Below are 25,768 nucleotides of genomic sequence, written 5' to 3'. Positions count from 1 at the left end.
TACTATACAATATGAAAAGACTGAAAAGAAGGTTCGATACACAAGTCTAGATTTTCAAATTAAACAACGTTTTTTAACCATTGTTCCCAATCTTGTTTGGTCTTTCCTACTAAAATGTTTTGATAATCAGTTCGTCCTTCGATGAGATGATCAAAAGCAAAGCCTCCAGCTCCAATTTTCAATTTCGGAAATACTTGATTCAAATGTGAAATTAAAGAAAGTGCTTCAGATAAATTTGGCTCTAATGTACATGAAGTCACAAAAATATCTGCTTCTACTTCTTTAATCACGACTTCTAAGTCTTCTTTTGGAATACCGGCTCCTAAATAGATAACCTCAAATCCTTTTCTTCTTAGAAATAGAGTGAAGATTAATAATCCTAATTCATGTGTTTCGTTCGGAGCACAAACGGCAACGACTTTTGGCATCATACCGTTAATAGGTATATTATGAAAAATGGTACCTATTTTGGTTCTTAAGAAAGAGGTAACAAAATGTTCATGTGCGACTGTAATTTGATTACTCTCCCACATATGTCCGACCTTAACCATTAAAGCTCCAAGGATATCTATTGTAACTTTATCGACACTAAAAAGTGAAAAAGCTTCGTTTAATAGTTGATTCGCCTTATTCTCTTGAAATGAAAGCAGTGCTTTAAGGATCTCATCTGAGAGTTGAACAGAATAATCTCCACCTTGAAAATTATTCGACTCAACTGCAATAGAACCTTTCTCCATTAAATCAACTGCTTGTCCAATTGTAAAACCTTTGTTAACCTTATCAATCAACCATCGTAAGATCGCAACATGCTCATCCGAATACAGACGATGACCTGCTTTATTGCGAACGGGTTCGATAATTTGATAACGCCGTTCCCAAGCTCTTAATGTTCCAGCCTGTATACCGAGCATTTTTGAGATTGCCTTGATGTTATATTTCCCTTCTTTTGAAGCCATATTCTTTCCTCCCATACAATCACAAAACATATACCGATCGTTTCTTTTTGTCAGTATAGCGAAATAAACAACTTGTGTAAATAATGTACAAGTAAATTATCACTTTTTGAGAAGCGTAATAATATGTGTTTGAGCAGGTGCACCTAATCGAAAAGGGAGTGCTGTAGTTCCATAACCATTACTTATTAGAAGGTTATAGTTGCCTTCGTTAAAAAGTCCCCCTCTTCTTGCTATCCCAAACCCAAAAAACCTAATTTGGCCACCGTGAGTATGTCCAGTCAATATCAATGAAAAAGGATGATTCGAAGGGAGAAGCTCTGTCACATCAGGATAATGACAAATTAACACTGAAAAAGACTGAGATAATGGGAGAATTAATTCAGGTAACTTTTCAAATCCCGTATCATCAAGCCCTAGTAAAGTTATTTGATCTTGTTGTTTTTTTATTACACATTCTTTATTCTCTAGGTCTTTAACATGATATTTCATAAGAATGTTCTTTACATTCTCTTTCCCCACTTCATGATCGTTATTCCCCCAAACAAAGTAACATGGAGCAATGGCAGAAAGTTGCTTTACATTCTCTTCAATACGTTCTAAAGGTACATTTTTCTCACAAAGATCGCCACCAATAATAATGATATCTACCTGATTGATTAATTCTTGATATATTTTTTTTGAGATTATCCTCTTATGAACATCACTAATAAAAAAAAGGCGATAACCATGAAATTCTTCAGGTAACGTCTCATATTTTAATGCTAAGTAGTCAATTCGGTTTCTTTTTGCTTCTATAAACATATGTAACAGAAGGAGAAATACGAACATACCTCCAATGAAAAACGTCATAATAATTCTCCTCCCAAAAAAGACAAGTCAGTTAAGTTTTTTTAAGCCAACATCCATAATACCATACCAAAGGGCTAGCACTAACGCTATGAAAGCAATTGTTCCAATTTTAAAAATTAAATACAGGATGGAAATGAAAGAAATAATGATAAAGATTAACTTCGGAAAGCCTAAAGAATAAGTAACCCATTTGCTTGTACCTATTTTCACTACGTCTCTGACAAAAATAGAGTAAGATAGAAAGCCAAGTACAAATAATAATACAGCTAGTAGTAATTTAAAAGGAGAAAACAACACTTCACCTAAAAATGATGAAAAAGACCAAATCGGAGAATCCGGTAATAAACTTGCAGAAGCACTTACCCCTCCGAATGCTGCCAATAATAATAAGGTTCTTTTATAGATCCAATATCTCAAATTTATTCCCTCCCTTACCCACTATATGCATCTGCTATCAACCAAGTCCACTTTTCACAAAAAATAAGGCATCTTAAAAGATCAATCTCATCTTTTAAGACACCTATTGGTTTTTGACTCTTTAAATCGATTGCACTTCCCTATTCCCATTCACTTCCATTCTTTCTCCATAAGCGATAGCCGCTTTCGCTAAGCATTTTGCCGCATAAAGCATTGCCTTCTCATCAAAATCGAATTTAGGATGGTGATGCGGATACACAATTTGCTTCTCTTTATTCCCAGCTCCTGTGAAGAAAAACGTACCAGGAACTTTTTGTAAGTAGTAAGCAAAATCTTCTCCACCCATTACAGGTTCCATTTCAAATAGTGACACATCATCGACTGATTCAACCGACTTAACAAAATGGTTCGTTATTTCCTCATCATTGATAACAGCAGGATACCCTTTCTTATAATCAAGTGTATATGTAGCACCCATTGAATCACAAATTCCTTTTGTAACCTGCTCTATTCGTTCTATAATAAGCTCTTGTACTTCTGAATCAAATGTTCTCACTGTTCCAGTCAACTCAGCTTGATCAGCTATAACGTTAAAGGCTGACCCAGAGTGGAACGAACCTACAGTTACAACAGCAGCTTTAAGAGGATTTACATTCCGGCTAACAATTTGCTGTAGTTGAGCAACTACACTTGACGCAACAGCAATTGAATCAACCGTTTCATGTGGACTCGCTCCATGCCCCCACGACCATGAATGACAAGATCAAAGCGATCTGCATTGGCCATAATTGGTCCGTTACGATAACCAATTTTTCCTAATGGCATCGTTGACCATAAATGAGTTCCAAATACTACATCTACCTCATCTAGACAACCATCTTTAATCATTTCAATTGCCCCTCCAGGAGCTAATTCTTCTGCAAATTGATGGATCAGGACAATTGTCCCCCTCAATTGATCCCTATGTTCAGCTAATGCCTTAGCTAATACAAGTAATATAGCCGTATGGCCATCATGGCCACATGCATGCATGATGCCTTTATGCTTCGAAGCAAAAGGTAAACCTGTTTCTTCTTCAATCGGTAACGCGTCAAAATCTGCCCGAAGCGCTACTGTTTTTCCAGGCTTCGCTCCTTTTATAACACCTATAACACCGCGACCACCGACATTACGTTTTACTTCTATTCCTAATCTTTCTAAGTAATCACCAATAAACTTTGGTGTCTTAACTTCCTGAAAAGACAATTCCGGTTCCGAATGTAATTCTCGTCTAATTTCAACCATTTCTGGATACAATTCTTCTAATCTTAAGAACAATGAATCAAGCACGAAAACCCCTCCTATCCTACTATTGTACTCTTCAAAATATAAAAAGAAAAGAATCAAACCAAAATCTTCTGTTAATTAAAAACGAAAAAGGTGCACATCATTTCGATGTGCACCTTTTAAGAAGCTTCATGACTATGTTAGATTATTCTGTATGTTCTGCCACCTTAAGCATGTAAATGGCCATCGCAATAGCTGAAGCCATAGCGATAAATCCAATGCTTAATACCGCGACTAATTGAACCGCTGTCATACTAATCACTCCTTCTTCATCTCACGTCTTTACTATTTCACATTTGCACTATAAAAATAGTAGCATAGTATGGAAATGGAACGTAAAAAACAATGTGACAATTTAAAGAATTTTATCGAGGGAATTCAGTTGTTAGAAAAGCGAACAATTTGATTGAAAATTTAGTAAATTAAGGATATACTTAGATTATTAGCAAAAAGGTAGCGCTTACAAAATACAACAGGGAGTGATCTGCTTGATTTTAACTAAATTAATCGATAAATCGCTCGTGACCAATGAAGATCTCGATTATAATCATCGATTAGGGCTTCCAGTTGAAGTCTTCTGTTTCAAGAAAGGGAAGACGATAGCTTTTGGAGCTATTCGAGATTTTAATGACAAATATATTCAAATTCGCGGTGACGAATATTGCCGTTCAACCTTTCTATTTTTTGGAAAGCCGTATGTATCGCTTTCATTCTTAAATGATGCCCATTTTCAAGAATAACATGAGCCATAATTACAGGAAAAAGAGAATGAATCAAGGCCTTATTTGATCATTCTCTTTTTATTTATGGTATAAGTTAATATCGTGTTCTTGCTTCATAAATGAGAATACTTTGTCCCGAGCTTCCCAAGTCGCATCCATCTCCCACAATTCAGTGCTCCGTGCGATGAATTCTTCTCTTAATTCATCAAATTCTTTTTCTGCCTTATTTGCTTTTTTGACGAAATGATTTAATTGAATAAAAGAGATTGATAGAAGTAGCATTAGAATAAGCAGCACAGGATGTCCTAATAATGCACTCAGAAAATTGGCCGAATAATCGGTTCCATGAGTATTAACTACTCTATAACCAAATAAGAAAAAGACTGCTGCACAAAATAATGCAAACATCGACCACCACAATTTTGCATGTTCCATTTTTTCTAGTTTGTTCTTTCGGCTAACGAGCTCCTCTAACATAAACTTTACTGCTTCTGGACCATAATATGAACTTATGTTCCAATCTTTAAAAGGCTTCACTCCTTTCACCCCCTCACATCAAACTATATGTGGGTTATATATAATTTAGAAGTGAGTTACGGTAACCAATATGGTGAAGTAACAGCAGCAACAATGAGTGCAAGAAATAAAACCAACAATAAACGAATTAACGGAAAAGATAAGGATTGTTTTTTCTTTTTTTGTATCTTTCTTCTATGCATTCGGCTTCTAGGAGGCAATGATTGGGATGTAACGTCATGTTCACTTCTTTCCTTATCATCTTTTGCATGCATGGTCATTTGACTACACTCCTTTTAACTTGCTTTAAGTATCGATTGCGAATAATTAACCCAAGAATAACATCAATTAAAAAATGAGTAAAAATCGTAACGGTAATGGATCCAGTCCAATAAAATAACCCTCCAAGCAAAAAACTTGCCAGACAAACATTTATAAACAAAACAGGCTTGTCTAAATAGCGAATGTGAATAAGCGCAAATACTGAACTGGCAATGATTAGTCCAAAAGTACTTTGGATAACTGCCCGAAATAACAGCTCCTCTGCTATAGCTACAACTGCACACAGCAGGAACAATTTAGGAATCGTTAAACCACGAAACACTCTTTCATTAATCCCGCCATCATCTAGCCACTCTTTCGGAAAAACTCTTTCCATTAACAGGTCAACCATTACAATCACAGTCGCAATAGCACCACTAAGAAAGACAACCGTTAGAAGATTACCTTGAAATAATTCTAGAAAATCGATCCAATGATCGAAAACAAAAAAACTTAAAATGATAGCTAATAACAACATAATGAATTGTGATAAATAAACATTTAATACTAATTGACGGTCGGTTAATTCTGCTACTATTTCACGTTGTTTTCTCATTATTCCTCATTTCATTTTGTCGAAATAAATCGCTTAATGCTTCCCTCCACGGTATCAAAACGGGAGAATCTTCTCGTCCAACAGCACGCTTAAAGTTTGTTAGATTGGCTCCACAATTATCACAGCAATTACTTGGATGTTTCTCTAACTGTTCGTTGAAATATAATAAAAGCTTTTCACGTCGACACGTTTTCGTACGTATCCATCTCAAAAAACTAGCAAGATTCTTTTGTTTGTTCTGCATTCTTTCCTGTTCTTCTTGTCGGATACTTTCAAACAGCGAGTCCATTGAAAAAGGATACACTCGATGTTTCTTTAACACACCTCTAGTCTCAAGCTGGTACCGTATCGTCCGCCATGAGACTTCATTTATTTGCATAAACTGAACCAACTCTTGCTCTTTGTTATCCTCAAGCTCTGAATGTTTTTGTAAGTGCGCTAACAATTGATACAGTTGCTCATCTGTTAAGAGCTCTCGTTCCAAAAGCATATTCACTAAACCTTGATCTTCTTCACAATATAACAAAATTGCTGCAGCTGAGTTTCCATCTCTTGCAGCTCGTCCTATTTCTTGCACATAAGACTCAAGGTCAATCGGATAATGAAAATGGATGACATACCGAATGTCTTTTTTATTAATTCCCATTCCAAAAGCACTAGTACAACAGATTAGTTCAATTTGACCACTCATAAATTGTTGTTGCAACAAAAGTCGATCTTCTGTTGATAATCCACCATGATAATAAGCAACACGTTTTACACCTGCTTGTTTAAGCAAATTGGAAATATTTTCAGCCCACATTCGACTAGAAAAATAAATCATTCCCGGCCCTTGCAAGTTTTGAACCAAATCCTTAATCCTCTCAATTTTCTCTTGTGCATTTTGACATTTTTCCACTTGATAGGAAATTGTAGGACGATCAACGGAATAGATATAGTAGTTCGGATTTCTTAGTGCTAGCTGTTTACTAATATCTTGTTGAACCTCAGTGGTTGCTGTTGCCGTTATCGCTAAACAGGTAGGCCTACCTAATGTATGTAGTACAGCGTCTAACCGTAAGTAATCTGGTCTAAAATCATGCCCCCATTGTGAGATACAATGAGCTTCATCAACTACAAAATAAGTAATTTTTAATTTTTTTATTTTTGACAACACAAATGGAGATTGCAACATTTCTGGTGAAAGATAAATCATTTTATAGGTATGTAATTGCTGTAAAACGATTTCACGGTCTTCTCGATTCATGAAACTGTTAATTGCAACAACATCTTTTATACCCTCACTTCGTAATTGTTGCACTTGGTCTTCCATTAACGATAAGAGTGGCGAAACGATAATTGTAACCCCTTCAGACAAAATTGCCGGTAGTTGGTAGCAGATTGACTTTCCTGTACCCGTTGGCAACATTGCGATAACATCTACTCCATCCATAAGTGAAGTTATAATCTCCTTTTGACCTTCTCGAAAGCTTTCATAGCCAAAATAATGCAACAATGCCTTTTCAAGCTCCATAGTTCCCCTTCTTTCTTGCTAATACTAATCGAATCATGAAGTAAGAAACTTCAATAGCTAAATGTTCCTTTAGTTCACGCAACCTCGTTGTCTGCATTTGAGATGATAATTGCAGAATCGCTTGTTCTGTTTCGGTAGGGACAAACTCTCTAATAGAAAATTGTTGATCTTGAATGGCTATTTCAACAATGTGATCTTCAATTGTACTCTTTTTTAACTTTCTTTTTTCACAAATAGCTTCAGCAGACATGCCTTTTTTAAGCAAGGAGTAGGTATGTTTAGCTGATTCCGTAAGAATAACTGATTGTTGTTGATCTTGAATAAATCTTGCTAACTGTTTGAATTGAAGAGGATTTTCTGTCACTTCGGTGATGAGACGGTGAACGCTTGCTTTATGACAAAGCTCAACTTCTTCTTCACTAAGCATCATACTTTCAGCTATTTGGCTATGAATTAATCCAACTTTTTTATAACCACTTAATTGGTGAGTGAAGATCATTGCCTGTGCCTCTGAACAGTTTGACAAGAATATTGAAAGTTCTTCATACAAAGACTGAATCGTTTGATTTCGTTCATTTGGATGCGGAAGATTCCTTTTAACCCAAAGTTGAATGGGCACCCGATGTGTTATAGGAAAAAATTTACTATTTTTAGATGAAATATTTAGTAATGTTTGAATAAATAAACATAGTCTTAACCAGACTTCTTCAGAGTACGAATGATATCGCCAGCCTTGTAGGTCCGTTAAAAAAGCATATTTCTTATGAAATTGGTCTAATTGATCTTTTCCTTTGGTTGTTACGTTAACACGTTCTGATTCCACGACTTCTACAATTCCTGTCTTAATTAATTGCTTTACATCATCTTCTAATTGCTGTCTAGATAATGTTGGATATAAACCAAAGTAGGACATTAAACCGAAGAATGCTCCGTCTTGAATCGTTTGAGCTGACCTTTTCCCCTTTAATAAATGGAAAGCTCCATAAATGGAACGTTCGCCATTAAAAGCATGTAAAATGGTTACAATAATGTTTAGTCTCATTTTCATTTAATCACCCTTACAAGCCACTCGTCATACTATTATTGTAACAAATTCCAGAGAAGAAAGTGTCTGAAAAATAACAACAAGGAAATAAATAAGCTAAGGACTCTTGCTTCAACTATTTGCCTAACGTTATCAATTCTTGTCTTTTTATACCGCTTCTTAAAATCAATTGGTTGAAAAGTTTGGCAATCCGTTTTACAATAAGTCAGTAGAAAAATACATTTCTGGATAAAAAGTTGTCCATGACAACGAGGAGAAAATTAATGGAGGGTTTAATCCAATGGCAAAGTACACAATTGTAGATAAAGACACATGCATTGCATGTGGTGCATGCGGCGCAGCAGCACCTGATATTTATGATTACGATGATGAAGGTATCGCATTTGTAATTCTTGATGACAACCAAGGAACGGCTGCTATTCCTGAAGAGCTTGAAGAAGACATGATTGATGCTCAAGAAGGCTGCCCAACGGACTCAATTAAAGTAGCAGATGAGTCTTTTGATGGCGATGCTTTAAAATTTGAATAGAATCAGCGCTTTTTAAAAAATTGGAGAGTAGCCAAATGGAGGCTACTCTCTTTTTTATTTTGAAACCCCTTTAGTTTGGAAAACAGACTTTTCTACATCAACAATGTGTTTCATCATGGCATCGTAGGCCTTTTTTGAATCTTTGCTTTTAATTGCTTCAAAAATTTCCAGATGGTCCTTATACAATTTTTGCATTTGATCACTTTCTGTATAAAGAAAGAGCTTTCGAGCTTCTCTCATCGCCACTTGCATCGTATCTGAAACCGTCTCTAGTAACTTTAAAAGCATTTCATTTTTCGTAGAACGGACGATTGCCATATGAAAGTCAACATCGGCCTTCTCACCCAACTCACCGTCTCCTACTGCCCGCTTCATTTCGTCAATAATGTTTTCAATTTGCTGTAAATCTTCTTCAGTGTGATTCAAAGCAGCCAATGAGGCAGCACCTGTTTCAACAATCTTTCTTATTTCAAATAACTGTCTAACATCCTCTTGCTTCATAAAGGCTACAGAAGGAATGACGTTTGCTGCTATATCGTGGTTAATCTTTTTAACAAAGGTCCCTTCTCCTTGCTTAATTTCAACTAGCCCAACTGCCTTTAGAGCACTTAATGCTTCTCTAATAGCTGATCTTCCTACATTAAAGTCTTCAGCAAGTTGTTGTACAGATGCTAATCGCTCACCTGGCGAAACTTCTCCGTTTTTAATCATTTCAGTTATACGCTCTGCGACAATTTCGTATATCTTTTTTGGTCGCACATGTTCTATAGCCATCGTAATTACCCCCGTAAATCTACCTATCTACCGTCTTTTACAATAAAATTGTAACTCTGTTCACGAGGTTTGGCAACTACTGTAAACGTTAAAGCGAAAGTCCTTCTAATGCAAGAAGACAATTATTAGACCAAATTTCTGCAAATGACTCAACTGGAAGTGGATTCGTCCCAACTCCAACTTCAATTGTAAACCCTGGCTTTCCTGAATCCTGAATAAACCAATCCTTATAGCCACCATCACTATCAGCAGTATGAACAGGTGTATACGAACTTACTAGAGATAACTTTTCCACCATCTCTTTGCTTTCGATTGGTTCCATTCCACGATACCCCCAATAAATTACCTGGCCTTGAGAGTGAAAGGCTAATACATGTGAAAAGGAGTGTTTCTTCGTATAATCGAAAATAGCCTTTGCTTCTGGCTCACTAAGTGGTGCAGGTCCACTATAATGCCTCGCCCATGGCTGTTGGGGGCTTTCTTTTGCTTCAATGTCCCAACCTGCTGGCCATTGATGATTTAAATCGACTCCTCTAATATTAGATGACCAATGATCAAATCGCCTCATGCCTTTATTAATGGTGAGAACTTCGTTAAAATAAGGATGCTCGTCATAAATTCCTTGTAAAACAAGATCAACCCCATCAGGATTTACAAGAGGCACGATGAAAAGAGTGACATCTTCTAACATTTTTTTCACATCATAACCGTTCCAAATCATCGCTTGTTGTTGATGGATAGCTAACTCTTCTATGTATTTACAAAGAAATTTACTCGTATGCCATTCGTTCGCATGCCAGCCCCCTGAATAAAAAATCTCCTTTTTCCCAGTTCCAATTGACAGAGCGTAAAGCGGCTGATTCATAACGGAATACCCAATAATTTCTACTCTCACGCCAAGTTTCTTCAGATCTGGTAGCCTATTTTCTAAATCGACCTGTCCAAACTCGGTTTCTATATATTGCTCATCGACCATTGAATGGTCACGATTCATTTTTGGGATGTGTAATTCTACACCTGGATATATATAACTTTCAGCTGAATAAATATGAGGATTAAACAATAATAAATCAAACGGTCTGACTCCAAATTTCTTTGACACTTTCATTAGCGTGTCGCCCTTTTGAACAATATACTTCATAACAATCCCTCCTCTATTCCATATATATGAGTTTAATCCCTGAACCATACAACTAAATTTACCAAGATAGTATTTCTATCGGAGGAGAGAGCAACGATTGTTATACGAATAAGAGCAAGTGGATATCCACTTGCTCTTGAAATAATTACCATATATAAGAGAACAATAAATCTAATTGTTCATCACAAGTCTTTTCAAGAAAGCGCTGACCTTCTTCAGTTAAAGCAATATGGTCATTCACGGTTTCAACGAGATGCTCTGCAAACGCAACATCAACATAGAATTGATAGAGGTGTGCGACTCTTCTCTTTTTTTGTTTCATTAACTCATAACCAAATGTTCGATCATGTGACCTCCAGAACCTTGGATGCAATGTCTTATTATTTATAAGACGAATCGACCGATGAAGATTTATTTTTTTCAGCATAAAAATAAAACCGTCAACAAGGTCCACTTGGGTACTATTTAAATCCGTCTGTTCATTCAACCATTGAAATAACTCCGTATTCGTATTCACTTGAACAATTGCCATCTACGTTCATCCTAACCTATGTAAACTTGACTTTATGTTATCATATTTGATTTTTTTTTTGTAGAGGCGGACTTAGTTTACAATGATGGCTTGTCCAGGTAATAGGAGATCTGAATTTAAATCATTTTGTTCTACTAGTTGATTAGGCGTTTTGCCATACTGTGTAGCAATCGATGATAATGTATCTCCTTGTTCCGTAATATGAACGAACGTTGATTCTTCAATAATTAATACATCCTCTTCTTGAATCACATCATTTTCTAGTTCATTCCATTCCTTTAACTCGTCAACCGTAACATCGAAACTGCTTGATATACTCCAAAGTGTATCTCCAGACTGTACTTTCACTTGCACAACTTGCTCTTTGTTATTTAATGGTTTACTTGTTTCTCTTGATGTCTCGTCCATATTTGGACTCATAGCAGATGCAATTTCTCTTTCTTTCCAATCTTGTCCATATGGAGAATCCACTCCTAAAGCAGCATACATAAACTCAGACTCTTTTGAAAGAACTAACATTGGATCGATCGATTCAGTTTTCTCAATATTCCAATTGCCGTCATGGACCTCAAAATGAAGATGATTCCCTGATGATCGACCGGTATTCCCGACCGTTCCAATCTTTTCTCCCTCTATTAAAGCTTGTCCCTCTTCTGCTTCTCTTTTGTGAAGGTGAGCATAGACTGTTTCTAATCCATTATCATGTTCGATAAAAATAACGTTACCATATGTATCAGAATAATAGGAACGACTGACAATCCCATCAGCAATGGCAACGACAGGAGTACCCTCAGGTGCTGCTACATCGATTCCATAATGTTCGCCACCTCTTGTTCCATATGTATCTGTAATTTCACCGACAGTAGGCCAGATGAGGGCTTCGAAAAGCTCCTCTGGCACTTCGGATTTTGTCTGCGCGAATGTCGTTGTTGTACTCATAAACAACAAACCAATAAATGTCGCTAAAGCTAAGGCAATACAAATACGCTTAATAAAGTCAACCATACTTTCCTCCTCTAATTCCAAACCGATATTCAGTTTTCCATTCCATACACTTTTTATCATATGGAATTTCATCCAATTTATTCCTTAATTTTCTACTGCTCCAGATTGAACAACTTTCAACTCAACATCGACAGTAAAGCTAACTGTTGGATAAATCTCATTCTTCCATCTTTCCGCATCCCAATTCCTGTTCGTACTTCGATAAACTTCCCCAACTCCAACTGGATCTATACCTTTCTCTCTAAAATCATTTAATAAATTTTCTGAATCCGCTTTAATGGTTTCCTCAACTGAGGTTTCTATCTCTTTAATAATCGTTTCATCATCTAAATTCTTGTCGCCGCTGTAATCATCTATAGCTCCAATGATATCGATCTCAACTTTGAATTCTGGAACTTCTCCCTGTGTATGAATGGTCCTAGATACCGAACTATGAATATTATCGATGACAACAAAGGTTTCATCTTCATCATTTTGTAAGCTAAACTGTTTCGTTGATCTCTTTGTTCGTTCAAGCATCATTTTCAACATAAAAGAATCGTCGTGATCAAGTTTCGTATGTAACTTATCACCTGAAAAAACAGCAGTCCCCCAGACATCAATGTTTTCTTCTTCCGTTTTTCGTACTAAAGGTAAAAAAGCATCGCGTCCATCGTTATATAAACTAAAAAGAAACTGGTGCATATTCGTCTCTGGAACCATATTATTTTCCATGTTATGCTCAATCAGTTCAGGTAAAAAAACACCTGAAAGCTCCCCACTTTTTTCATCTGATTCTAAAAATCGACCAGCATCACTTCCCTCTGCGATAGCAAGATAAATTCGGTTTCCTACCGAAGGGTCACGATACATAGCATCAATTAAGTTCTCAATTCCTCCTTCCGCTAATTCTTCACTAAACAGCAATAAGCGAAGTTGACCGGCGACTAAAGGCTTTTGATTTTTTTGATTTAAGATAATACGCGCTCCTTTTGTCGTATCACCTGTAGCTGCTAGCAATCCATCTGCTAGTGTATTCTCCGCACCGTCTTCTGGGAAAGTCGGAAAATTAGCCGTTACTTTTATTCGTCCACCTTCAACTGTATCAAATGCTGCTGCACGAACCATTGACACTTCATCAACGACACTCGTTTCAACACAACCAGATAATATAACTACAAATAAAAGAATAAGGAAGCTACATTGCAGTCGTTTCCTCACTTTTCTTCCTCCTTACTTTTAATACAATCGCTTGAAGAATGACGAGCAAAGGGATATAGACAAAGACAAAATAAAAGCCAAATTGTGAGACAATATTGCTCATCATATCAACCTCTTGTCGTGTCGGAAGCAGCATCGTTATGACTGTCATCATTGCTAATGCAATCACTAAAGCCTTTCGTTGATTAATTGAGAAAGCCCTTTTGGCACAACGGCTTGCTCCCCATAACGCTAGTGCGATATTCGGCGCAATTAAAAACATCCACATCGAAATACCAATGTACTCAAAACGTTCTAAAAAAGGAAGTTGTATTACTTTAAATAAAGTTAAAGTAGCCCAAATCGTTTTGTCTAACTGTTGTTCACTATAAAATGCTAGACTAACAATCATGATGGTTGTGTAGGAGAGGTTGGTCACAAACGCTCCAAACTGCGCCCATTTTTGACTGAGCTCCCTCTTTTTCAAAAAAGGATAATACAATAACAGTAATTCAAAACCTAGGAATGTCAGCGTAGTATCTTTAGCGCCTAACAGCAATTCCACGATAGAGTGTTTTAAGATTGGGAGCATATTAATAAAATGGGCAAACTCAAGTGGCATTAATAAGATCGGCATCAAAAGAAATGGTATGATTACGCCAATAAACGTTAATCCAACTACTGTTCTGAAACCTCCCGCTACAACATAATAGAAAAAAACAGCTGCAACAAGAGCAACAGTCCACGTCTGTAAATCTGGAAAGATCCATACTTGAATAACTTCAATATATGTTCGTAACACGGCTGTTGCTAACGCAATAAAATAAAAACAAATAATAATACTTAATAGATTGCCAATCCATTTACCAAAGATTTGCCGTTGAATTGTTACGATATCACCATCAGCCTTTTTTAACATCACATACATACAAGCAATGATAAAATGGACAATAATACCAGCTATTATGACAGATATCCAAGCATCGTATCCTGTCGTTTTCACAATAATTCGTTGAAAGCCGAGTACTCCAACTCCCACTTGCATGCCATGAATTAAGAAGCTGGCCATGAAGCTAGAAACAAGGTATTGTTCTTTAATCGGTTTGTCCATTTTCTCACCGCCTTATTCATCAATATCCTTCTTCTTTGTCGCCCTTGAAAAGTTAAATCTCCCCTTATCTCTCGGTCTTAAATACACAGGGCGAGACGACATCCAGCTAAATGGAAGTCTGACAAAAGCATCTCGCCAATCTGAGAATCTCGGTGGAAAAACAGGCTCTAAATATGGCCTACCCAATGACGTTAAATGAAGCAAATGAACAACTGTAAACAACAAACTAAAAGCAATTCCTATTCCACCAAGGAATGATGCAATGATTATGAATGGAAAACGAATTAAACGTATCGTATTACCCATTTGATAAACAGGTGTTGTAAATGATGCGAGTGCAGCTAACGCAACAATAATTAGTAAAATGTTGCTTGTTAAGCCCGCTTCCACTGACGCTTGTCCAATTACAATCCCACCAACAATCCCAATGGTTTGCCCTACTTTAGTTGGTAATCGTGCCCCTGCTTCTCGTAACAGTTCAATCGTCAATTCCAGAAAGATCGCTTCAATTATCGGTGGAAAAGGGATGTTACTACGAGAAGCAATAATGGTCGCTAATAAATCTCTTGGAATTAACTCATAATGAAATGTCAAGACAGCAACATAGATAGGAGTCGCTAATACTGAAAACATAACGGCAGCAAAACGTAGCAATCTAACAGAGCTCGCGATTTGCCATGGTAAATAATAATCCTCTAACGAAGAAAAGAATTCGACCAATGTTGCCGGTCCAAACACTGCATCAGGAGAACCATCGGTTAAGAAAGCTACTTTCCCCTCTGCTAACACCGCTGCGACTCGCTCTGGTCTTTCGGTATTAATTAATTGAGGAAAGATAGACATAGAATTATCTGTAATCATTTGCGCAAGGCTACTTGAATCAATTACTTGATCAAACTCAATATCTGATAATCTTTGTTCTAATGTTTTTAAGTTGTCTTGATCGACAAAACCTTCAATATAGAGGATTGCCACACGAGTTTGTGTAATTTTGCCAAGTTTTAATTCTTTAATTTGAAGTTGAGGCAATGGCAATCTTTTGCGAACCAAATTAATATTCGTTTCTAGCGATTCAATAAATGCTTCCTGAGGTCCATTTACACTAAACTCCGTTTCAGGAGCCGAAACATCCCGATTAGAATCGAGCGCTGCATCAATAACAGCACATTTTTTTGGATTTTGTCCATCATAGATCACGATCGAGCCATGCAAAACTCTTTCACGGAGATCGTTAGGCGATTCAATGATTTCTTTATTTTGTATCGGTATATTAGGAAGTATCGTTTCTAGCGTTTGCTGCTTGCTCTTTGTAATATAAGGCATTAAATCGCGATTCAACCGATCACTATCAATCATTGTTTGAAAATAGCCAACGTGAAATAACTTCTTTTCTACACGCAAAGGAAAAATGACAAAGTCACTCGACTGTTGAAACAACTGTAAGACATCATTTAATGTTTCCTTTTGACTATCCCTTAACTGCTTCAACAACCATTTACCAAGCATGTTACACTTCCTCACTTTCTCCTTACCAATCTTTTACTTAGTATGAAAAGAAATGAATGGATTATGCAGTCCCGTTTGTATTTTCAAACAAAGAAAAGGTCAATCACCACATGTTATGTAGATGATTAACCTTTTAAAATTGTTATTTCGTATGAACGGAAACGAGTAATTCTCCTTTTTGCAAATCAACATTTGACCGAATTATAACTGGGTAAGGATGGGGGTTGCTAAATCTAAAGTCTGGTCCGCCCCAAGAAACTGTTGCATCCCTTCCTGTTGGTACATAGCCAATTTCTCTTGAGTGAGTATAGCGTTCAATCATCTCTAAACCGGCTTTATCAACCGCATTAAACAGTGTCGATGATGTCTGACAAATTCCTCCTCCAATTCCCATTACAAATTCTTTATCAACGATCTCCATTGCTTCTTGGTAGCCTCTCTCTCTCGTTCTCTCTCCTACCATCTGATTGAACGAAAAGCTGTCTCCAGGGCCAAGAACGATCCCAGAAATTGCTTCTGCCGACAATAAAACATTTTGAGAGCGACCTGTAACCGAGGGATTAAAAAACGTCTTGAATTCACCTATTTTTCTCTGCTCAATGCCCGTAATATCATTCTTCGTCACAGTTGGTTCCGTAACATAAATGGGTAAGATAAGTTCCTTCGTTCCAACCTCAAGGTTCAATAGACTCTCTACTAGTTCACTCTCAGATAAAATCACTCGCTTTTTCCCCGGGTCAAATTCGTCATTTGGTTTCACCCTTGCATTCTCCATCGGGCTATCTATCTGACTAGCAAGCTTACTAGCTAATTGGCTCAGAGACTCATTGTCAATCTTTTCAGAAAATAAATAACCATAATCATTCATTGAGATAGAGTGAACTGTATCATTCCATTCATCAATTAATTCAACTGGCCAATACACGGGTGCTTTTGCTTTTACTTCATTAACAAAATAGGAAGAGTGGGCCGCTACTATTTTAGGATTTTCCGCAAAAGCAAAACCATTACAACCTGCAAGCAACAACAATGTTATAAAGACAAAAACAAATTTCATACAACTTTCCCCCTCTTTACATGAACACCCTTACATCATATGATCTCTCTCTTTAAAAATACCATATAATTACATCTTTTTATATATAAAAATAGTACATTCTACTAAGTACTTTTGACTATATGCAAAAACGCTAGGTATTAAATAAAACCTAGCGTTTTTAGTATGATTCTATTTTTTTCTTTTTCCATCTCTAAAGACAATCGCACTTCTTTCATACTCTACATCTTTTACATTCAACCGATGATTAACTACACGAGCAATCGCAAAAAAGTAATCTGAAAGCCTATTTAAATATTTAAGCACAATAGGATTACATACATTTGATTCACGATAAAGCGTTGATACAGACCGTTCTGCACGGCGTGTAACCGTCCGACAAACATGTAAGGTAGCTGCTGGTACTGCGCCACCAGGCAAAATAAATCTTTCTAATTCTGGTGCTTCTTTTATATACTCATCAATTCTCCCTTCAAGATAATCAATGATCTCCTGCTTTGCTTTGTATGGACGATCTTCAGATACTTTCACCATAGCTAAATCACCTCCACAATCAAAGAGTTCATGTTGAATTTTAATCAACTCTTGTTTGATATCAGGGAAAATATTTTCATCTAGTTGTGTAATGACTTGTCCGATAAAAGAATTCAATTCGTCAGTCGTGCCATATGCAACGACCCTTATGTCATCCTTTTCAAGTCGTCCTCCTATGACACTTGTTTTTCCTTCATCACCTGTACGTGTATATAATCTCATTTTTTTCATCTCCTCTATTTCAGTTGTTGGTTGAGTCCATACCAAATGATGTCTACACGAGTTGCTTCCTTTACCACATCTTGATAACACCACCCAACTAGATCACGATAATTCCTTTTTTCTTTTTCAATAGGGACTACACCTTTTCCAACATCTACACCAATTAAGACTAGTTTTGATTGAGCTGTTTCTTTTTCCCAATTTAACCATTGATCTAGCCACTTATAAAAAGACTTTCGTGGGTCATCGTCGTTCATAAATGATTGGATTACTGCTTCTATGCCATAAATGATGACAGTTCCATTCATTGTATTCACAGGTGAAGCCAGTAATTCATCATAGCTGTTAACCCATGTCAAATTCGTTCTTTTATAATGATTTAATGCCCATTTATTTTTGCCGTTATAGGCTCCTCCTGTAATGAAGTGAATGTTAATCCTCTCCTTATTTTATCGATGCTCCCTATCATTTGATAACAACTATTTATTGTGACATTCCATTCAAAGAAAGACTTGGACTTGTTGACCGGTGAATAACTAGACAGCCACTGTCTTATAACGCCCCCGTGACAAACGACAACAACATGTTTACTTTTCCTTTTATGTGCAAGTTCGACCATGTCATAGAAAGCTTCTTCAGTCCTACGCTGAAATGAATGATAAGCTTCTCCTTTTGGCGGGAAGTTCGAGAGTGGATCATCTAACCAATCACGATACAATTTCGTTTCTTTTAATTGCTCATATGTTTTCCCTTCCCATTCTCCAAAATCGTACTCTCTTAATTTAGATGACGTCACAATAGGCTGATTAGGAAATAAAAGTTTCGCCGTTTCTATACATCGAACTAAGTCACTAGTTAAAAGGATATCACCCGTATGATTACGATACTTGTGAGTTAATTGAAGTAGTTCCTCATTTCCTTTTTTAGACAAGGGTTGATTCTTCCAGCCTAAATACCTTTTTTCTTCATTAAACTTTGTTAAACCATGTCTAATAAGAGTAACAACCAAACGATTCCCCATAACATCGTTTCCCCCCTTCCGCTCCTGCTCCAACAGTGTCACCTGTAATACCCCCAAGCTGGTATACGACCCACTTCTGCCACACAACCAGAAAGAGAAAGGCTGCTCCAGGTAATAAAAGATAGATTGGTGATACGAACAACAAGAAGCCTAGTAAAACGATAGTCCATAGACTATATATCGCGATATTCCCTTTTGTCTTTGCTGACTTTAATGCAGCTGCCATTCCATCCTCGCGAGCAAATCTTCCAAGTAAGAGCTGCCACCCTAGCAGAAGCCTCACAAGTATCGGGATTAGAAAGACAGCCAAAAGAACCGTTTGAGGGGCTAGTCTGAATAACTCAAATATGAAAACAAATCGCCAACCTAAAAGTAAGAGTAATGCTAAAACGCCAAATGTCCCAACTTGTGGATCCTTCATAATATCTAATTTATGTTCACGACTTCTGCGAGAAAAAACAGCATCGTGAAAATCGGTCCATCCATCAAGATGCAATCCTCCTGAGAAAAAAGCAGAAAAAGTTAGAAGCCATAAAGCCGCAACAAGCGGAGATATAAACGTTACATTAGCTAAGAGAAGCCATTGGGCAGATAATAGTGATGCTAAGGCAAATCCTACTAGTGGATAAGATGCAACGGATGCCTTAGCCCTTGCTTCATCCCACTGAACTTGTTTCGAAAGCGGGACGATCGTTAAGAGTTGGAATGCGAGAATCAAACCGTCCAACCATACCCGAAAGCTATTTCTCATTCCAATCATGCTTGTCCCCCCTTTTTTTCAGAAGTACTAAACGATTTTCAATTAGGACGGCTTCCTTCGCTCTTGAAACAATATCTTGATGTATCCGTCCGAGTAAGCGAATATAAATAGAAGTTGCCCTGTCTTGAGGCGGTAAATCGAAACACAGTTCATTCGATACAACAAAGGCTGTATAAGGTCCTTCAGCCAATTCTGAAACTAAATGAATCATCTTCTTTTCTACTTCAGCAATAAAGGACGGACTTGTCCATTTTTTCTCACCTTGCTGCCAGCCATTAAATAATTCATTACTTAAAAGTGTCGTGACACAATCGAGCAGGATGACATCCCCTTGTTGAAATCCAGATAAAAGATCGGCAATATTTGAAGGTTTCTCGTAGACTTTCCAATTAACCTCATCCCTTTTTCTTTGCTCCTGGTGTCTTTTAACTCGAACATGCATTTCCTCATCATACACATCACTTGTTGCTATATAGATTAGATTCTTCTGTTCTTTTGCGTATAGTAAGCGCGCTCGTTCTTCTGCGTAATCACTTTTTCCACTTCTTACTCCTCCTGAAATAAAAACAATCATTGCTGCCTCCAACGAGATAGTGCTTTAATTAATAGATCGTTATACTCCCGATCTTTGACAGCCAAGCGTAAATACCTGCCTCCTAAACCCTTAAAGTTGTATGTATGTCTTGCAATAATCCCTTGTTCTGCAAGATAAGAAAGAAGAGGAAACAAGTCTTTTCGATCTTTTTCAGCAAGCAAATAAAAATTCACCGTTGATTCTGACACAAAAAAGTTTAACTGACGTAAACGTCCAACAACATGCCTTTTTTCGGCTTGGATTTTATTTACGGTTTGATTAACAAATGCTTTTTCCTCTAATAATCTTATTCCAATTTGTTGCGCAATCCCATTCACGCTCCATGGAGGCTGCCTTTTCTTTAAGGCTTCGATTACAAAAGGATTGGCAAGAACATAGCCAAGTCTTACACCTGCAACAGCAAACATTTTTGTTAGAGAGCGAAGCAAAATGATGACTGAATACTGATGGACTAATTGTTCTAATCCCTCTTCTAATTCGCAAAAGTCATAAAAAGCTTCATCTAACACAATATACGTTTGATTCTTTTCAGCTTCCCTTATTAAATCGACTAGATCTTCTCGGCGAAAACGAACACCTGTGGGATTATTCGGACTACATAAAAATAGAGCATCAACCTCAGGCAAAACAGCTTTTACTTTATTTAAATCAAGCTGCCATGGAGGCGATAAAACGACTGATGTAATTTGACAGTTGAACGCTGAACAAGCATCTCGATACTCTGAAAATGCAGGCTCAACAATCCCGACTCGTTTCCCCTGTAACATATTAGCTAGCAGAAAGATCAGCTCAGCAGCACCATTTCCGACAAGAACTTGACTAATCGAAACGCCATTCTTTGCTGCTAGTCTACTAGATAGCAGACTAACTTCTGGATCCGGATAATGAGTCATTGTTGTTAGCAATTCATCCATAGATATATTTTTCAAGAACTCAGGGGGACCAAATGGATTTGTATTTTCACTAAAATCATATATTTGTTTTGGTCTTCTCTTTCCGAGCTTTTCTAATAATATTTCCGGATTAGCTCCGTGATTAGGTAATAGCATAAATAGCCCCTCCTACAAGCAAAATGAACAATGTGAATTGATTAACAGTTTTCAGCATGATTTTATTTGCCACCTCTATATCGTTCACCTTTAAAGCTCGCTCATCGTTTCCCATTTTTGCTCTATTGGAAACAACACCTTTATATGTATTAACTCCACCTAATTGAACTGCCATTAAAGCCGCCATAGCTGCCTCAGTCCAACCACTATTAGGGCTTGGATGTTTTCTTGCATCTCTTCTTACAATTTCCCAACATTGCTGCTTTGTTCGGTCACCCATTGCCCTAATCGAAAGAATCATCACAGCAGCTGTTAATCTACTAGGAACCCAATTTAGTAAATCATCGAATTTCGCTGAAGCCCAACCAAATTCCTTGTATGTATTATTTTTATAACCGACCATTGAATCACAAGTATTTACTGCACGATAGAGCATCGCAAGCGGCGCCCCACCAATTAAGGCAAAGAACAATGGAGCTGTTACTCCATCACTCGTATTTTCAGCCACTGTTTCAACCGTCGCTCGGGTAATCTCTTCTTCATTTAATGTTTCTGTATCTCGCCCAACTATATAGGACAGTTTTTTTCTAGATTCACTGAAGTTCCCTTTCCTTAAGGGAACAGCTACCTCCTCAGCTGCTTGCATTAATCCTCTTGCCGCAATAGTAGTAGAAATAATCCAAGCTTCAACAGCAATTCCAATATACAAATGGATCCTATAAGAAAGTAAAACAATACAAATGGTTACAAGAAAAACGAAAGTACAAATGAAAATAAGCATCAATAAGCCTTTAGCTCTTTTTGCTTCCCCTTTATTTAAATAACGATCACATACAGTTATGAGTTTTCCAATCCCGACAACGGGGTGAGGGAGTGAGCGGGGATCTCCAACAATTCGATCAATTATAACAGCTAAAAGGATTGCGATAAGATGAGCCATCATGTTAGCTTTCTCCTTCTTTTATTTCGTTCAAGCGCTTCTCTTGTTCCTTGATAGACTAATCTAGCTATTTCCTTTCCAAGTGACGTAATCGTGCCTGCATAAGGATAGCTAGGTCCAGACTGAGAAGCTGCAATCAAAACACTATCAGTTGATGTTCCCGTTGCAATTGTTTGACTAACAGGGTCTAAAATCTGTTCATCATTTAATGCCTTTGCTTTCGCTTCCGTAACTGTCATCGTCGCTTGGATATACGCCGCTTCAGGTAAGACTCCCTCAATGAAAATCCAAATATTTATCGTACCAATAGAAGGTTTCCAATCTGCCTGCTGATAGGCTACGGAAGCATCAACTGCATTGGAAGCTCCAGCACTAATAATTGCCATAACGGCAGGTTCGCCTTTTGATACAACAATGGATGCATCATCTAGCATCGCTGCCGTCATCATCCCTAAAGTATCCTTCGGGTCTAGTCCATTTCTTTGCAAATACTCGGCATACTCAAGTTCAACATTGTCAAAGTGATAATTTTTGTTGACGTGTCGATTCACAAATTGATTGTGCCAACGAAATCCAGCACCGATAACAGAGGAGGACAACGTCTTCCATTTTTGCGTACTTTCTATTTTTATCCACTCTTTCGATCTCTCAATCTGTAGAGTGTTTAAGGCAGCTGAATCAAGTACTTTCTCAGGGATAAATGTAATTAGTGGACTCGGAACGGCGGGATGTTCTTTTCTTTCAAGTGTCGTTTCATAGACATTTCCCAACTGCTTTTCCTCCATTACATGAACCGGCGTCCCAAGTGCAACAGCCTTCCCTTTATCTAACAAAAGAACCCGATCACAATAAAGGCTTGCCATATTCAAATCGTGCAAAACGGCAATGACAGTTAGTCCTCTTTCACGTGACCACTGCTGTAGGGAATTTAACAAACTCATTTGATGTGAAATATCTAAATGATTTGTTGGTTCATCTAATAAAAGAATATCAGGTTCTTGAGCAAGCGCCCTCGCTACTAACACTCGCTGTCGCTCTCCTCCACTTAATTGTTGCATGGATTTATCTTTGAACTGATATGTATTTGTTTGTTGCATAGCCTGAGTAATCACTTCATTATCTTTTTTGGTAACTCCTTGCAACCAGCCTTTTAGGTAGGGATACCTTCCCAATGCCACTACATCCCAGACGGAATAAGAAAAAGCTGTTTCAGATTGTTGCGGCAACACCGCAACTTTTCTAGCCAATTCTTTGGAACGATAAGAAGATAAACTTCTATTATCGATGACAATTTCACCATTGGTAGGTGCTAGGCCCCACCAATTGCTTTCAGTAAACTTGTCTTCCCACTCCCATTAGGTCCAATAATGCCAAATACTTCGCCTTTATTCACTTTAAAATCAATGTCATCTATAACTTTAACTGAACCATACTGGATCGTAATGTTTTGACAATGAATCATATTATCCCCTCCTTTCATTCTTCTCTTCTTCTTTGCTTTAAGAGTAGCAGTGCAAACACAGGCGCTCCAATGATTGCTGTAATAACACCAATTGGCAGTTCAGTTGGAGAAATAATGGTTCTAGCTACAAGGTCGGTTAACGCTAAAAAACCTGCTCCTATAAACATCGATAATGGCAACAGGTGACGGTGATCGGCTCCCCATAGCAATCGAGTTAAATGAGGAATGACAAGACCGACAAATCCAATCGTACCAGAGACCGCAACCGCACCACCTGTTACTATTGTTGCACCAACTAAAATCATGATTTTTCGAACGGCAATATTAACACCAAGCTGCCTTGCCGTCTCTTCTCCAAAAGCAAGTGCATTTAATTCTTGCCGATTAAATAGCAATAACAACGTTCCAATTAGCAAACAAGGGATAATCATCCACACGTATGACCAACCTCTCATTGCAACACTCCCCATAAGCCAGGAGATAATTTGCCTTAATTCTTCACCAGTTAGAGCAATCATAAGTGAGATAAAAGATCCCAAGAAAGAGCTGAATATAATTCCTGCTAAAATAATTGTTTCTGCTGCCATGGAACGTTGAACTAGTCTTGCAAATGAGATAACGAGAAAAAGAGTAGCAAAACCAGCAAGAATGCTAATAAAAGGCAATGTAAATCTGCCAAGGATTGGAATACTAATACCAAAAAATATAACAGCAACCGCTCCAACAGCTGAACCTGAAGACACCCCAAGCGTATAGGGATCTGCAAGTGGATTTTTTAAAAAACCTTGAAAGGCTGCACCAGCTAATGCTAAACAAGCCCCAACAAACATCGCAAGTAAAACGCGTGGAAGTCGAATCTCCATGACGATATTAATGTGCATTGGGTCTAGTTCTACTAATAGCGGCAACCGGAAAATTTCTGTTGCCAGTATTTGCAAAACAGTTAGAAAGGGAAGCTCAACACTTCCCTTTCCAATACTTATTGTTAAAGCAAAAAAGCAAAACAGAATGACTATAACATATGCAAATTTTATATTATTCGCCAAATACCTCTGGATAAACTGCTTTTGCAATCTGCTCTACTCCCTTTGTTAACCGTGGTCCAGGTCTTTCCACTTCATCTGAAACCACCTCATAAATTTCGTTATTTGCTACAGCTGGAATATCAGCCCAAGCCGCACGACTTAAAACTGACTCTGTTGCATTTTCAAAATAATGGCCATATGTAAGTAAGATAACATCTGGATTAAAAGCCACAGCTTCTTCTTCTGTGAACATTGGCCATCCTTCCTCGTCACCAGCTACATTCACAGCATTAATCAAACTCAACATTTCATCCATGAAAGTACCACTACCCGTAGTGTAAATCTCTGGAGCAGGTCCAATTTCTACCCACACTCTTTTACGCTCATCTTCTGAAATCGCGCTTGCTTTGTCTTCAATTGCTGCAAATGCTGTTTGCATTTCTGAAACAATCGTACTCGATTCATCCTGATAACCTGTTACGGCCCCAATAAATTCAATTGCCTCGTATACATCAGCTAGCGAATTCGAATTTGGAACGACAACAACTGGAATATTGGCATTACGGATTTGATTTAAGCCTTCCTCACCAGATCCAACGCCAGATTCATGCGCTAACACTACATCAGGTGATAATGAGATAATTTTTTCAACATCAAATTCCATTCCACCGATTGATTCAATCTCTAAAACTTCCTCAGGATAATTATCCCAATCCGAACGTCCTACTACTTTTTCTCCTGCTCCGACAGCAAAAACCGTCTCCGTTACACTAGGCACTAGTGAGACAATTCGCTGTGGTTGTGACTCAATTGTCACTTCGTCTCCTAATGCATCCGTTACTGTTATCGGATAAATACCCTCTAAATCTTGCTCTTCTGCCGGTACTGTTACCTCATCTGTCGTGTCAGCACTATGCTCTGTTTCTAGAGCTTGGTCTTGACCACATGCTGCAACAAAACATGCAAGAAACAATGCCAATAACACTAATTTTACTTGCTTCATACTTCTTCTACCCCTTTTAATCTTTTTCTTATCTCTCTCTTTGAAACCGGAAAACTAAAAGCCAACAACATCAAAAAAAAGAGCCCCTAAAGGGCTCAAAAA

Annotated in this window: 29 protein-coding genes and 1 pseudogene; 2 read left to right on the top strand and 28 right to left on the bottom strand. The window is 37.6% G+C overall.

Annotated elements, in window-relative coordinates; genetic code table 11:
• Nucleotides 1-59 precede the first annotated feature (59 nt).
• From BkAM31D_RS09930 to BkAM31D_RS09915, 4 genes and pseudogenes are all read right to left on the bottom strand, one after another.
• Complete coding sequence (locus tag BkAM31D_RS09930; RefSeq protein WP_066151559.1) at nucleotides 60-956, bottom strand: MerR family transcriptional regulator; 897 nt, start codon at nucleotides 954-956, stop codon at nucleotides 60-62.
• A gap of 99 nt (nucleotides 957-1,055) precedes the next feature.
• Nucleotides 1,056-1,805, bottom strand: coding sequence for a metallophosphoesterase (locus BkAM31D_RS09925; RefSeq protein ID WP_066151561.1), 750 nt, complete (start codon nucleotides 1,803-1,805; stop codon nucleotides 1,056-1,058).
• 27 nt (nucleotides 1,806-1,832) lie between these two features.
• On the bottom strand, nucleotides 1,833-2,222 hold the full coding sequence (locus BkAM31D_RS09920) for a hypothetical protein (RefSeq protein WP_066151564.1): 390 nt from the start codon (nucleotides 2,220-2,222) through the stop codon (nucleotides 1,833-1,835).
• Nucleotides 2,223-2,343: 121 nt separating this feature from the next.
• Nucleotides 2,344-3,551: pseudogene (locus tag BkAM31D_RS09915) on the bottom strand (M20 family metallopeptidase).
• 485 nt (nucleotides 3,552-4,036) lie between these two features.
• On the opposite strand from BkAM31D_RS09915, the gene BkAM31D_RS09910 reads away from it, so the two are divergent.
• On the top strand, nucleotides 4,037-4,288 hold the full coding sequence (locus BkAM31D_RS09910; RefSeq protein ID WP_066151569.1) for a hypothetical protein: 252 nt from the start codon (nucleotides 4,037-4,039) through the stop codon (nucleotides 4,286-4,288).
• 60 nt (nucleotides 4,289-4,348) lie between these two features.
• Here the strand turns inward: BkAM31D_RS09910 and BkAM31D_RS09905 are convergent, their stop codons facing one another.
• Genes BkAM31D_RS09905 through BkAM31D_RS09885 form a run of 5 tightly spaced genes read right to left on the bottom strand, consistent with a single transcriptional unit; the run spans nucleotide 4,349 to nucleotide 8,224 of the window.
• Nucleotides 4,349-4,807, bottom strand: a complete 459-nt coding sequence (locus BkAM31D_RS09905) for a DUF2663 family protein (RefSeq protein ID WP_066151572.1) — start codon at nucleotides 4,805-4,807, stop codon at nucleotides 4,349-4,351.
• Between the two features lie 56 nt (nucleotides 4,808-4,863).
• On the bottom strand, nucleotides 4,864-5,067 hold the full coding sequence (locus tag BkAM31D_RS09900) for a hypothetical protein (protein ID WP_066151575.1): 204 nt from the start codon (nucleotides 5,065-5,067) through the stop codon (nucleotides 4,864-4,866).
• The gene (locus tag BkAM31D_RS09895; protein WP_066151577.1) at nucleotides 5,064-5,663 is read right to left on the bottom strand and encodes a CPBP family intramembrane glutamic endopeptidase; all 600 of its coding nucleotides are present in this window, start codon (nucleotides 5,661-5,663) and stop codon (nucleotides 5,064-5,066) included. The genes BkAM31D_RS09900 and BkAM31D_RS09895 overlap by 4 nt, the downstream gene beginning before the upstream one ends.
• On the bottom strand, nucleotides 5,647-7,176 hold the full coding sequence (locus tag BkAM31D_RS09890; protein ID WP_066151579.1) for a RecQ family ATP-dependent DNA helicase: 1,530 nt from the start codon (nucleotides 7,174-7,176) through the stop codon (nucleotides 5,647-5,649). The genes BkAM31D_RS09895 and BkAM31D_RS09890 overlap by 17 nt, the downstream gene beginning before the upstream one ends.
• On the bottom strand, nucleotides 7,166-8,224 hold the full coding sequence (locus BkAM31D_RS09885) for a YpbB family protein (protein WP_066151582.1): 1,059 nt from the start codon (nucleotides 8,222-8,224) through the stop codon (nucleotides 7,166-7,168). Before BkAM31D_RS09885 ends, BkAM31D_RS09890 begins: the two co-directional genes overlap by 11 nt.
• A 277-nt stretch (nucleotides 8,225-8,501) precedes the next feature.
• On the opposite strand from BkAM31D_RS09885, the gene BkAM31D_RS09880 reads away from it, so the two are divergent.
• On the top strand, nucleotides 8,502-8,750 hold the full coding sequence (locus BkAM31D_RS09880) for a ferredoxin (protein WP_066151585.1): 249 nt from the start codon (nucleotides 8,502-8,504) through the stop codon (nucleotides 8,748-8,750).
• A gap of 54 nt (nucleotides 8,751-8,804) precedes the next feature.
• Here BkAM31D_RS09880 and BkAM31D_RS09875 read toward each other — a convergent pair whose 3' ends face one another.
• The 19 genes from BkAM31D_RS09875 to BkAM31D_RS09790 form a co-directional block, all read right to left on the bottom strand.
• Nucleotides 8,805-9,524: a FadR/GntR family transcriptional regulator gene (locus tag BkAM31D_RS09875; protein WP_066151587.1), complete on the bottom strand. Its 720-nt coding sequence runs from the start codon at nucleotides 9,522-9,524 to the stop codon at nucleotides 8,805-8,807.
• Nucleotides 9,525-9,612: 88 nt separating this feature from the next.
• The gene (locus BkAM31D_RS09870) at nucleotides 9,613-10,665 is read right to left on the bottom strand and encodes a M14 family metallopeptidase (protein WP_066151589.1); all 1,053 of its coding nucleotides are present in this window, start codon (nucleotides 10,663-10,665) and stop codon (nucleotides 9,613-9,615) included.
• Between the two features lie 145 nt (nucleotides 10,666-10,810).
• Entirely contained in the window at nucleotides 10,811-11,197 is a 387-nt protein-coding gene (locus BkAM31D_RS09865) for a hypothetical protein (protein ID WP_066151591.1), read from the bottom strand.
• Between the two features lie 72 nt (nucleotides 11,198-11,269).
• A complete protein-coding gene (locus BkAM31D_RS09860) occupies nucleotides 11,270-12,202 on the bottom strand; it encodes a peptidoglycan DD-metalloendopeptidase family protein (protein WP_066151592.1) in 933 nt (310 codons plus the stop codon).
• Nucleotides 12,203-12,286: 84 nt separating this feature from the next.
• On the bottom strand, nucleotides 12,287-13,402 hold the full coding sequence (locus BkAM31D_RS09855; RefSeq protein ID WP_066151594.1) for a Ger(x)C family spore germination protein: 1,116 nt from the start codon (nucleotides 13,400-13,402) through the stop codon (nucleotides 12,287-12,289).
• Nucleotides 13,380-14,492, bottom strand: a complete 1,113-nt coding sequence (locus BkAM31D_RS09850) for a GerAB/ArcD/ProY family transporter (RefSeq protein WP_066151596.1) — start codon at nucleotides 14,490-14,492, stop codon at nucleotides 13,380-13,382. Before BkAM31D_RS09850 ends, BkAM31D_RS09855 begins: the two co-directional genes overlap by 23 nt.
• Nucleotides 14,493-14,504: 12 nt before the next feature.
• On the bottom strand, nucleotides 14,505-15,998 hold the full coding sequence (locus BkAM31D_RS09845) for a spore germination protein (protein WP_084372047.1): 1,494 nt from the start codon (nucleotides 15,996-15,998) through the stop codon (nucleotides 14,505-14,507).
• Between the two features lie 142 nt (nucleotides 15,999-16,140).
• A complete protein-coding gene (locus BkAM31D_RS09840; protein WP_066151599.1) occupies nucleotides 16,141-17,055 on the bottom strand; it encodes a VanW family protein in 915 nt (304 codons plus the stop codon).
• Between the two features lie 171 nt (nucleotides 17,056-17,226).
• Complete coding sequence (locus tag BkAM31D_RS09835) at nucleotides 17,227-17,811, bottom strand: cob(I)yrinic acid a,c-diamide adenosyltransferase (protein WP_066151602.1); 585 nt, start codon at nucleotides 17,809-17,811, stop codon at nucleotides 17,227-17,229.
• A 14-nt stretch (nucleotides 17,812-17,825) separates the two neighbouring features.
• On the bottom strand, nucleotides 17,826-18,170 hold the full coding sequence (locus BkAM31D_RS09830; RefSeq protein ID WP_066151604.1) for a bifunctional adenosylcobinamide kinase/adenosylcobinamide-phosphate guanylyltransferase: 345 nt from the start codon (nucleotides 18,168-18,170) through the stop codon (nucleotides 17,826-17,828).
• Between the two features lie 20 nt (nucleotides 18,171-18,190).
• Nucleotides 18,191-18,832 (bottom strand): histidine phosphatase family protein, encoded by a 642-nt coding sequence (locus tag BkAM31D_RS09825; protein ID WP_066151608.1) that lies wholly within the window; start codon nucleotides 18,830-18,832, stop codon nucleotides 18,191-18,193.
• Entirely contained in the window at nucleotides 18,801-19,592 is a 792-nt protein-coding gene (locus BkAM31D_RS09820; RefSeq protein ID WP_085449781.1) for an adenosylcobinamide-GDP ribazoletransferase, read from the bottom strand. The genes BkAM31D_RS09825 and BkAM31D_RS09820 overlap by 32 nt, the downstream gene beginning before the upstream one ends.
• Complete coding sequence (locus BkAM31D_RS09815) at nucleotides 19,573-20,166, bottom strand: bifunctional adenosylcobinamide kinase/adenosylcobinamide-phosphate guanylyltransferase (protein ID WP_085449780.1); 594 nt, start codon at nucleotides 20,164-20,166, stop codon at nucleotides 19,573-19,575. The genes BkAM31D_RS09820 and BkAM31D_RS09815 overlap by 20 nt, the downstream gene beginning before the upstream one ends.
• A complete protein-coding gene (gene cobD, locus BkAM31D_RS09810) occupies nucleotides 20,163-21,236 on the bottom strand; it encodes a threonine-phosphate decarboxylase CobD (protein ID WP_066151612.1) in 1,074 nt (357 codons plus the stop codon). Before cobD ends, BkAM31D_RS09815 begins: the two co-directional genes overlap by 4 nt.
• Nucleotides 21,223-22,176, bottom strand: a complete 954-nt coding sequence (gene cbiB / locus BkAM31D_RS09805) for an adenosylcobinamide-phosphate synthase CbiB (protein ID WP_066151814.1) — start codon at nucleotides 22,174-22,176, stop codon at nucleotides 21,223-21,225. Before cbiB ends, cobD begins: the two co-directional genes overlap by 14 nt.
• A complete protein-coding gene (locus BkAM31D_RS09800; RefSeq protein WP_257391671.1) occupies nucleotides 22,176-23,462 on the bottom strand; it encodes an adenosylcobinamide amidohydrolase in 1,287 nt (428 codons plus the stop codon). The genes cbiB and BkAM31D_RS09800 overlap by 1 nt, the downstream gene beginning before the upstream one ends.
• Nucleotides 23,463-23,485: 23 nt before the next feature.
• Entirely contained in the window at nucleotides 23,486-23,638 is a 153-nt protein-coding gene (locus BkAM31D_RS24265; RefSeq protein ID WP_257391653.1) for an ATP-binding cassette domain-containing protein, read from the bottom strand.
• A 14-nt stretch (nucleotides 23,639-23,652) separates the two neighbouring features.
• Complete coding sequence (locus BkAM31D_RS09795) at nucleotides 23,653-24,711, bottom strand: FecCD family ABC transporter permease (protein ID WP_066151616.1); 1,059 nt, start codon at nucleotides 24,709-24,711, stop codon at nucleotides 23,653-23,655.
• Nucleotides 24,674-25,666: an ABC transporter substrate-binding protein gene (locus BkAM31D_RS09790; RefSeq protein WP_066151617.1), complete on the bottom strand. Its 993-nt coding sequence runs from the start codon at nucleotides 25,664-25,666 to the stop codon at nucleotides 24,674-24,676. Before BkAM31D_RS09790 ends, BkAM31D_RS09795 begins: the two co-directional genes overlap by 38 nt.
• Nucleotides 25,667-25,768 lie beyond the last annotated feature (102 nt).

It is taken from the genome of Halalkalibacter krulwichiae (assembly GCF_002109385.1).
Lineage (GTDB): Bacteria > Bacillota > Bacilli > Bacillales > Bacillaceae_D > Halalkalibacter > Halalkalibacter krulwichiae.
This window is presented reverse-complemented; position numbering and strand designations above follow the sequence as displayed.

Bases quoted from the DNA above. Each gene is read 5' to 3' on its own strand.
- BkAM31D_RS09930 (WP_066151559.1), bottom strand. From the start codon at position 956: ATGGCTTCAAAAGAAGGGAAATATAACATCAAGGCAATCTCAAAAATG.
- BkAM31D_RS09925 (WP_066151561.1), bottom strand. From the start codon at position 1,805: ATGACGTTTTTCATTGGAGGTATGTTCGTATTTCTCCTTCTGTTACAT.
- BkAM31D_RS09900 (WP_066151575.1), bottom strand. From the start codon at position 5,067: ATGACCATGCATGCAAAAGATGATAAGGAAAGAAGTGAACATGACGTT.
- BkAM31D_RS09895 (WP_066151577.1), bottom strand. From the start codon at position 5,663: ATGAGAAAACAACGTGAAATAGTAGCAGAATTAACCGACCGTCAATTA.
- BkAM31D_RS09890 (WP_066151579.1), bottom strand. From the start codon at position 7,176: ATGGAGCTTGAAAAGGCATTGTTGCATTATTTTGGCTATGAAAGCTTT.
- BkAM31D_RS09885 (WP_066151582.1), bottom strand. From the start codon at position 8,224: ATGAAAATGAGACTAAACATTATTGTAACCATTTTACATGCTTTTAAT.
- BkAM31D_RS09880 (WP_066151585.1), top strand. From the start codon at position 8,502: ATGGCAAAGTACACAATTGTAGATAAAGACACATGCATTGCATGTGGT.
- BkAM31D_RS09875 (WP_066151587.1), bottom strand. From the start codon at position 9,524: ATGGCTATAGAACATGTGCGACCAAAAAAGATATACGAAATTGTCGCA.
- BkAM31D_RS09870 (WP_066151589.1), bottom strand. From the start codon at position 10,665: ATGAAGTATATTGTTCAAAAGGGCGACACGCTAATGAAAGTGTCAAAG.
- BkAM31D_RS09865 (WP_066151591.1), bottom strand. From the start codon at position 11,197: ATGGCAATTGTTCAAGTGAATACGAATACGGAGTTATTTCAATGGTTG.
- BkAM31D_RS09860 (WP_066151592.1), bottom strand. From the start codon at position 12,202: ATGGTTGACTTTATTAAGCGTATTTGTATTGCCTTAGCTTTAGCGACA.
- BkAM31D_RS09850 (WP_066151596.1), bottom strand. From the start codon at position 14,492: ATGGACAAACCGATTAAAGAACAATACCTTGTTTCTAGCTTCATGGCC.
- BkAM31D_RS09845 (WP_084372047.1), bottom strand. From the start codon at position 15,998: ATGCTTGGTAAATGGTTGTTGAAGCAGTTAAGGGATAGTCAAAAGGAA.
- BkAM31D_RS09840 (WP_066151599.1), bottom strand. From the start codon at position 17,055: ATGAAATTTGTTTTTGTCTTTATAACATTGTTGTTGCTTGCAGGTTGT.
- BkAM31D_RS09835 (WP_066151602.1), bottom strand. From the start codon at position 17,811: ATGAGATTATATACACGTACAGGTGATGAAGGAAAAACAAGTGTCATA.
- BkAM31D_RS09825 (WP_066151608.1), bottom strand. From the start codon at position 18,832: ATGGGGAATCGTTTGGTTGTTACTCTTATTAGACATGGTTTAACAAAG.
- BkAM31D_RS09820 (WP_085449781.1), bottom strand. From the start codon at position 19,592: ATGATTGGAATGAGAAATAGCTTTCGGGTATGGTTGGACGGTTTGATT.
- BkAM31D_RS09815 (WP_085449780.1), bottom strand. From the start codon at position 20,166: ATGATTGTTTTTATTTCAGGAGGAGTAAGAAGTGGAAAAAGTGATTAC.
- cobD (WP_066151612.1), bottom strand. From the start codon at position 21,236: ATGCTATTACCTAATCACGGAGCTAATCCGGAAATATTATTAGAAAAG.
- cbiB (WP_066151814.1), bottom strand. From the start codon at position 22,176: ATGGCTCATCTTATCGCAATCCTTTTAGCTGTTATAATTGATCGAATT.
- BkAM31D_RS24265 (WP_257391653.1), bottom strand. From the start codon at position 23,638: ATGATTCATTGTCAAAACATTACGATCCAGTATGGTTCAGTTAAAGTT.
- BkAM31D_RS09790 (WP_066151617.1), bottom strand. From the start codon at position 25,666: ATGAAGCAAGTAAAATTAGTGTTATTGGCATTGTTTCTTGCATGTTTT.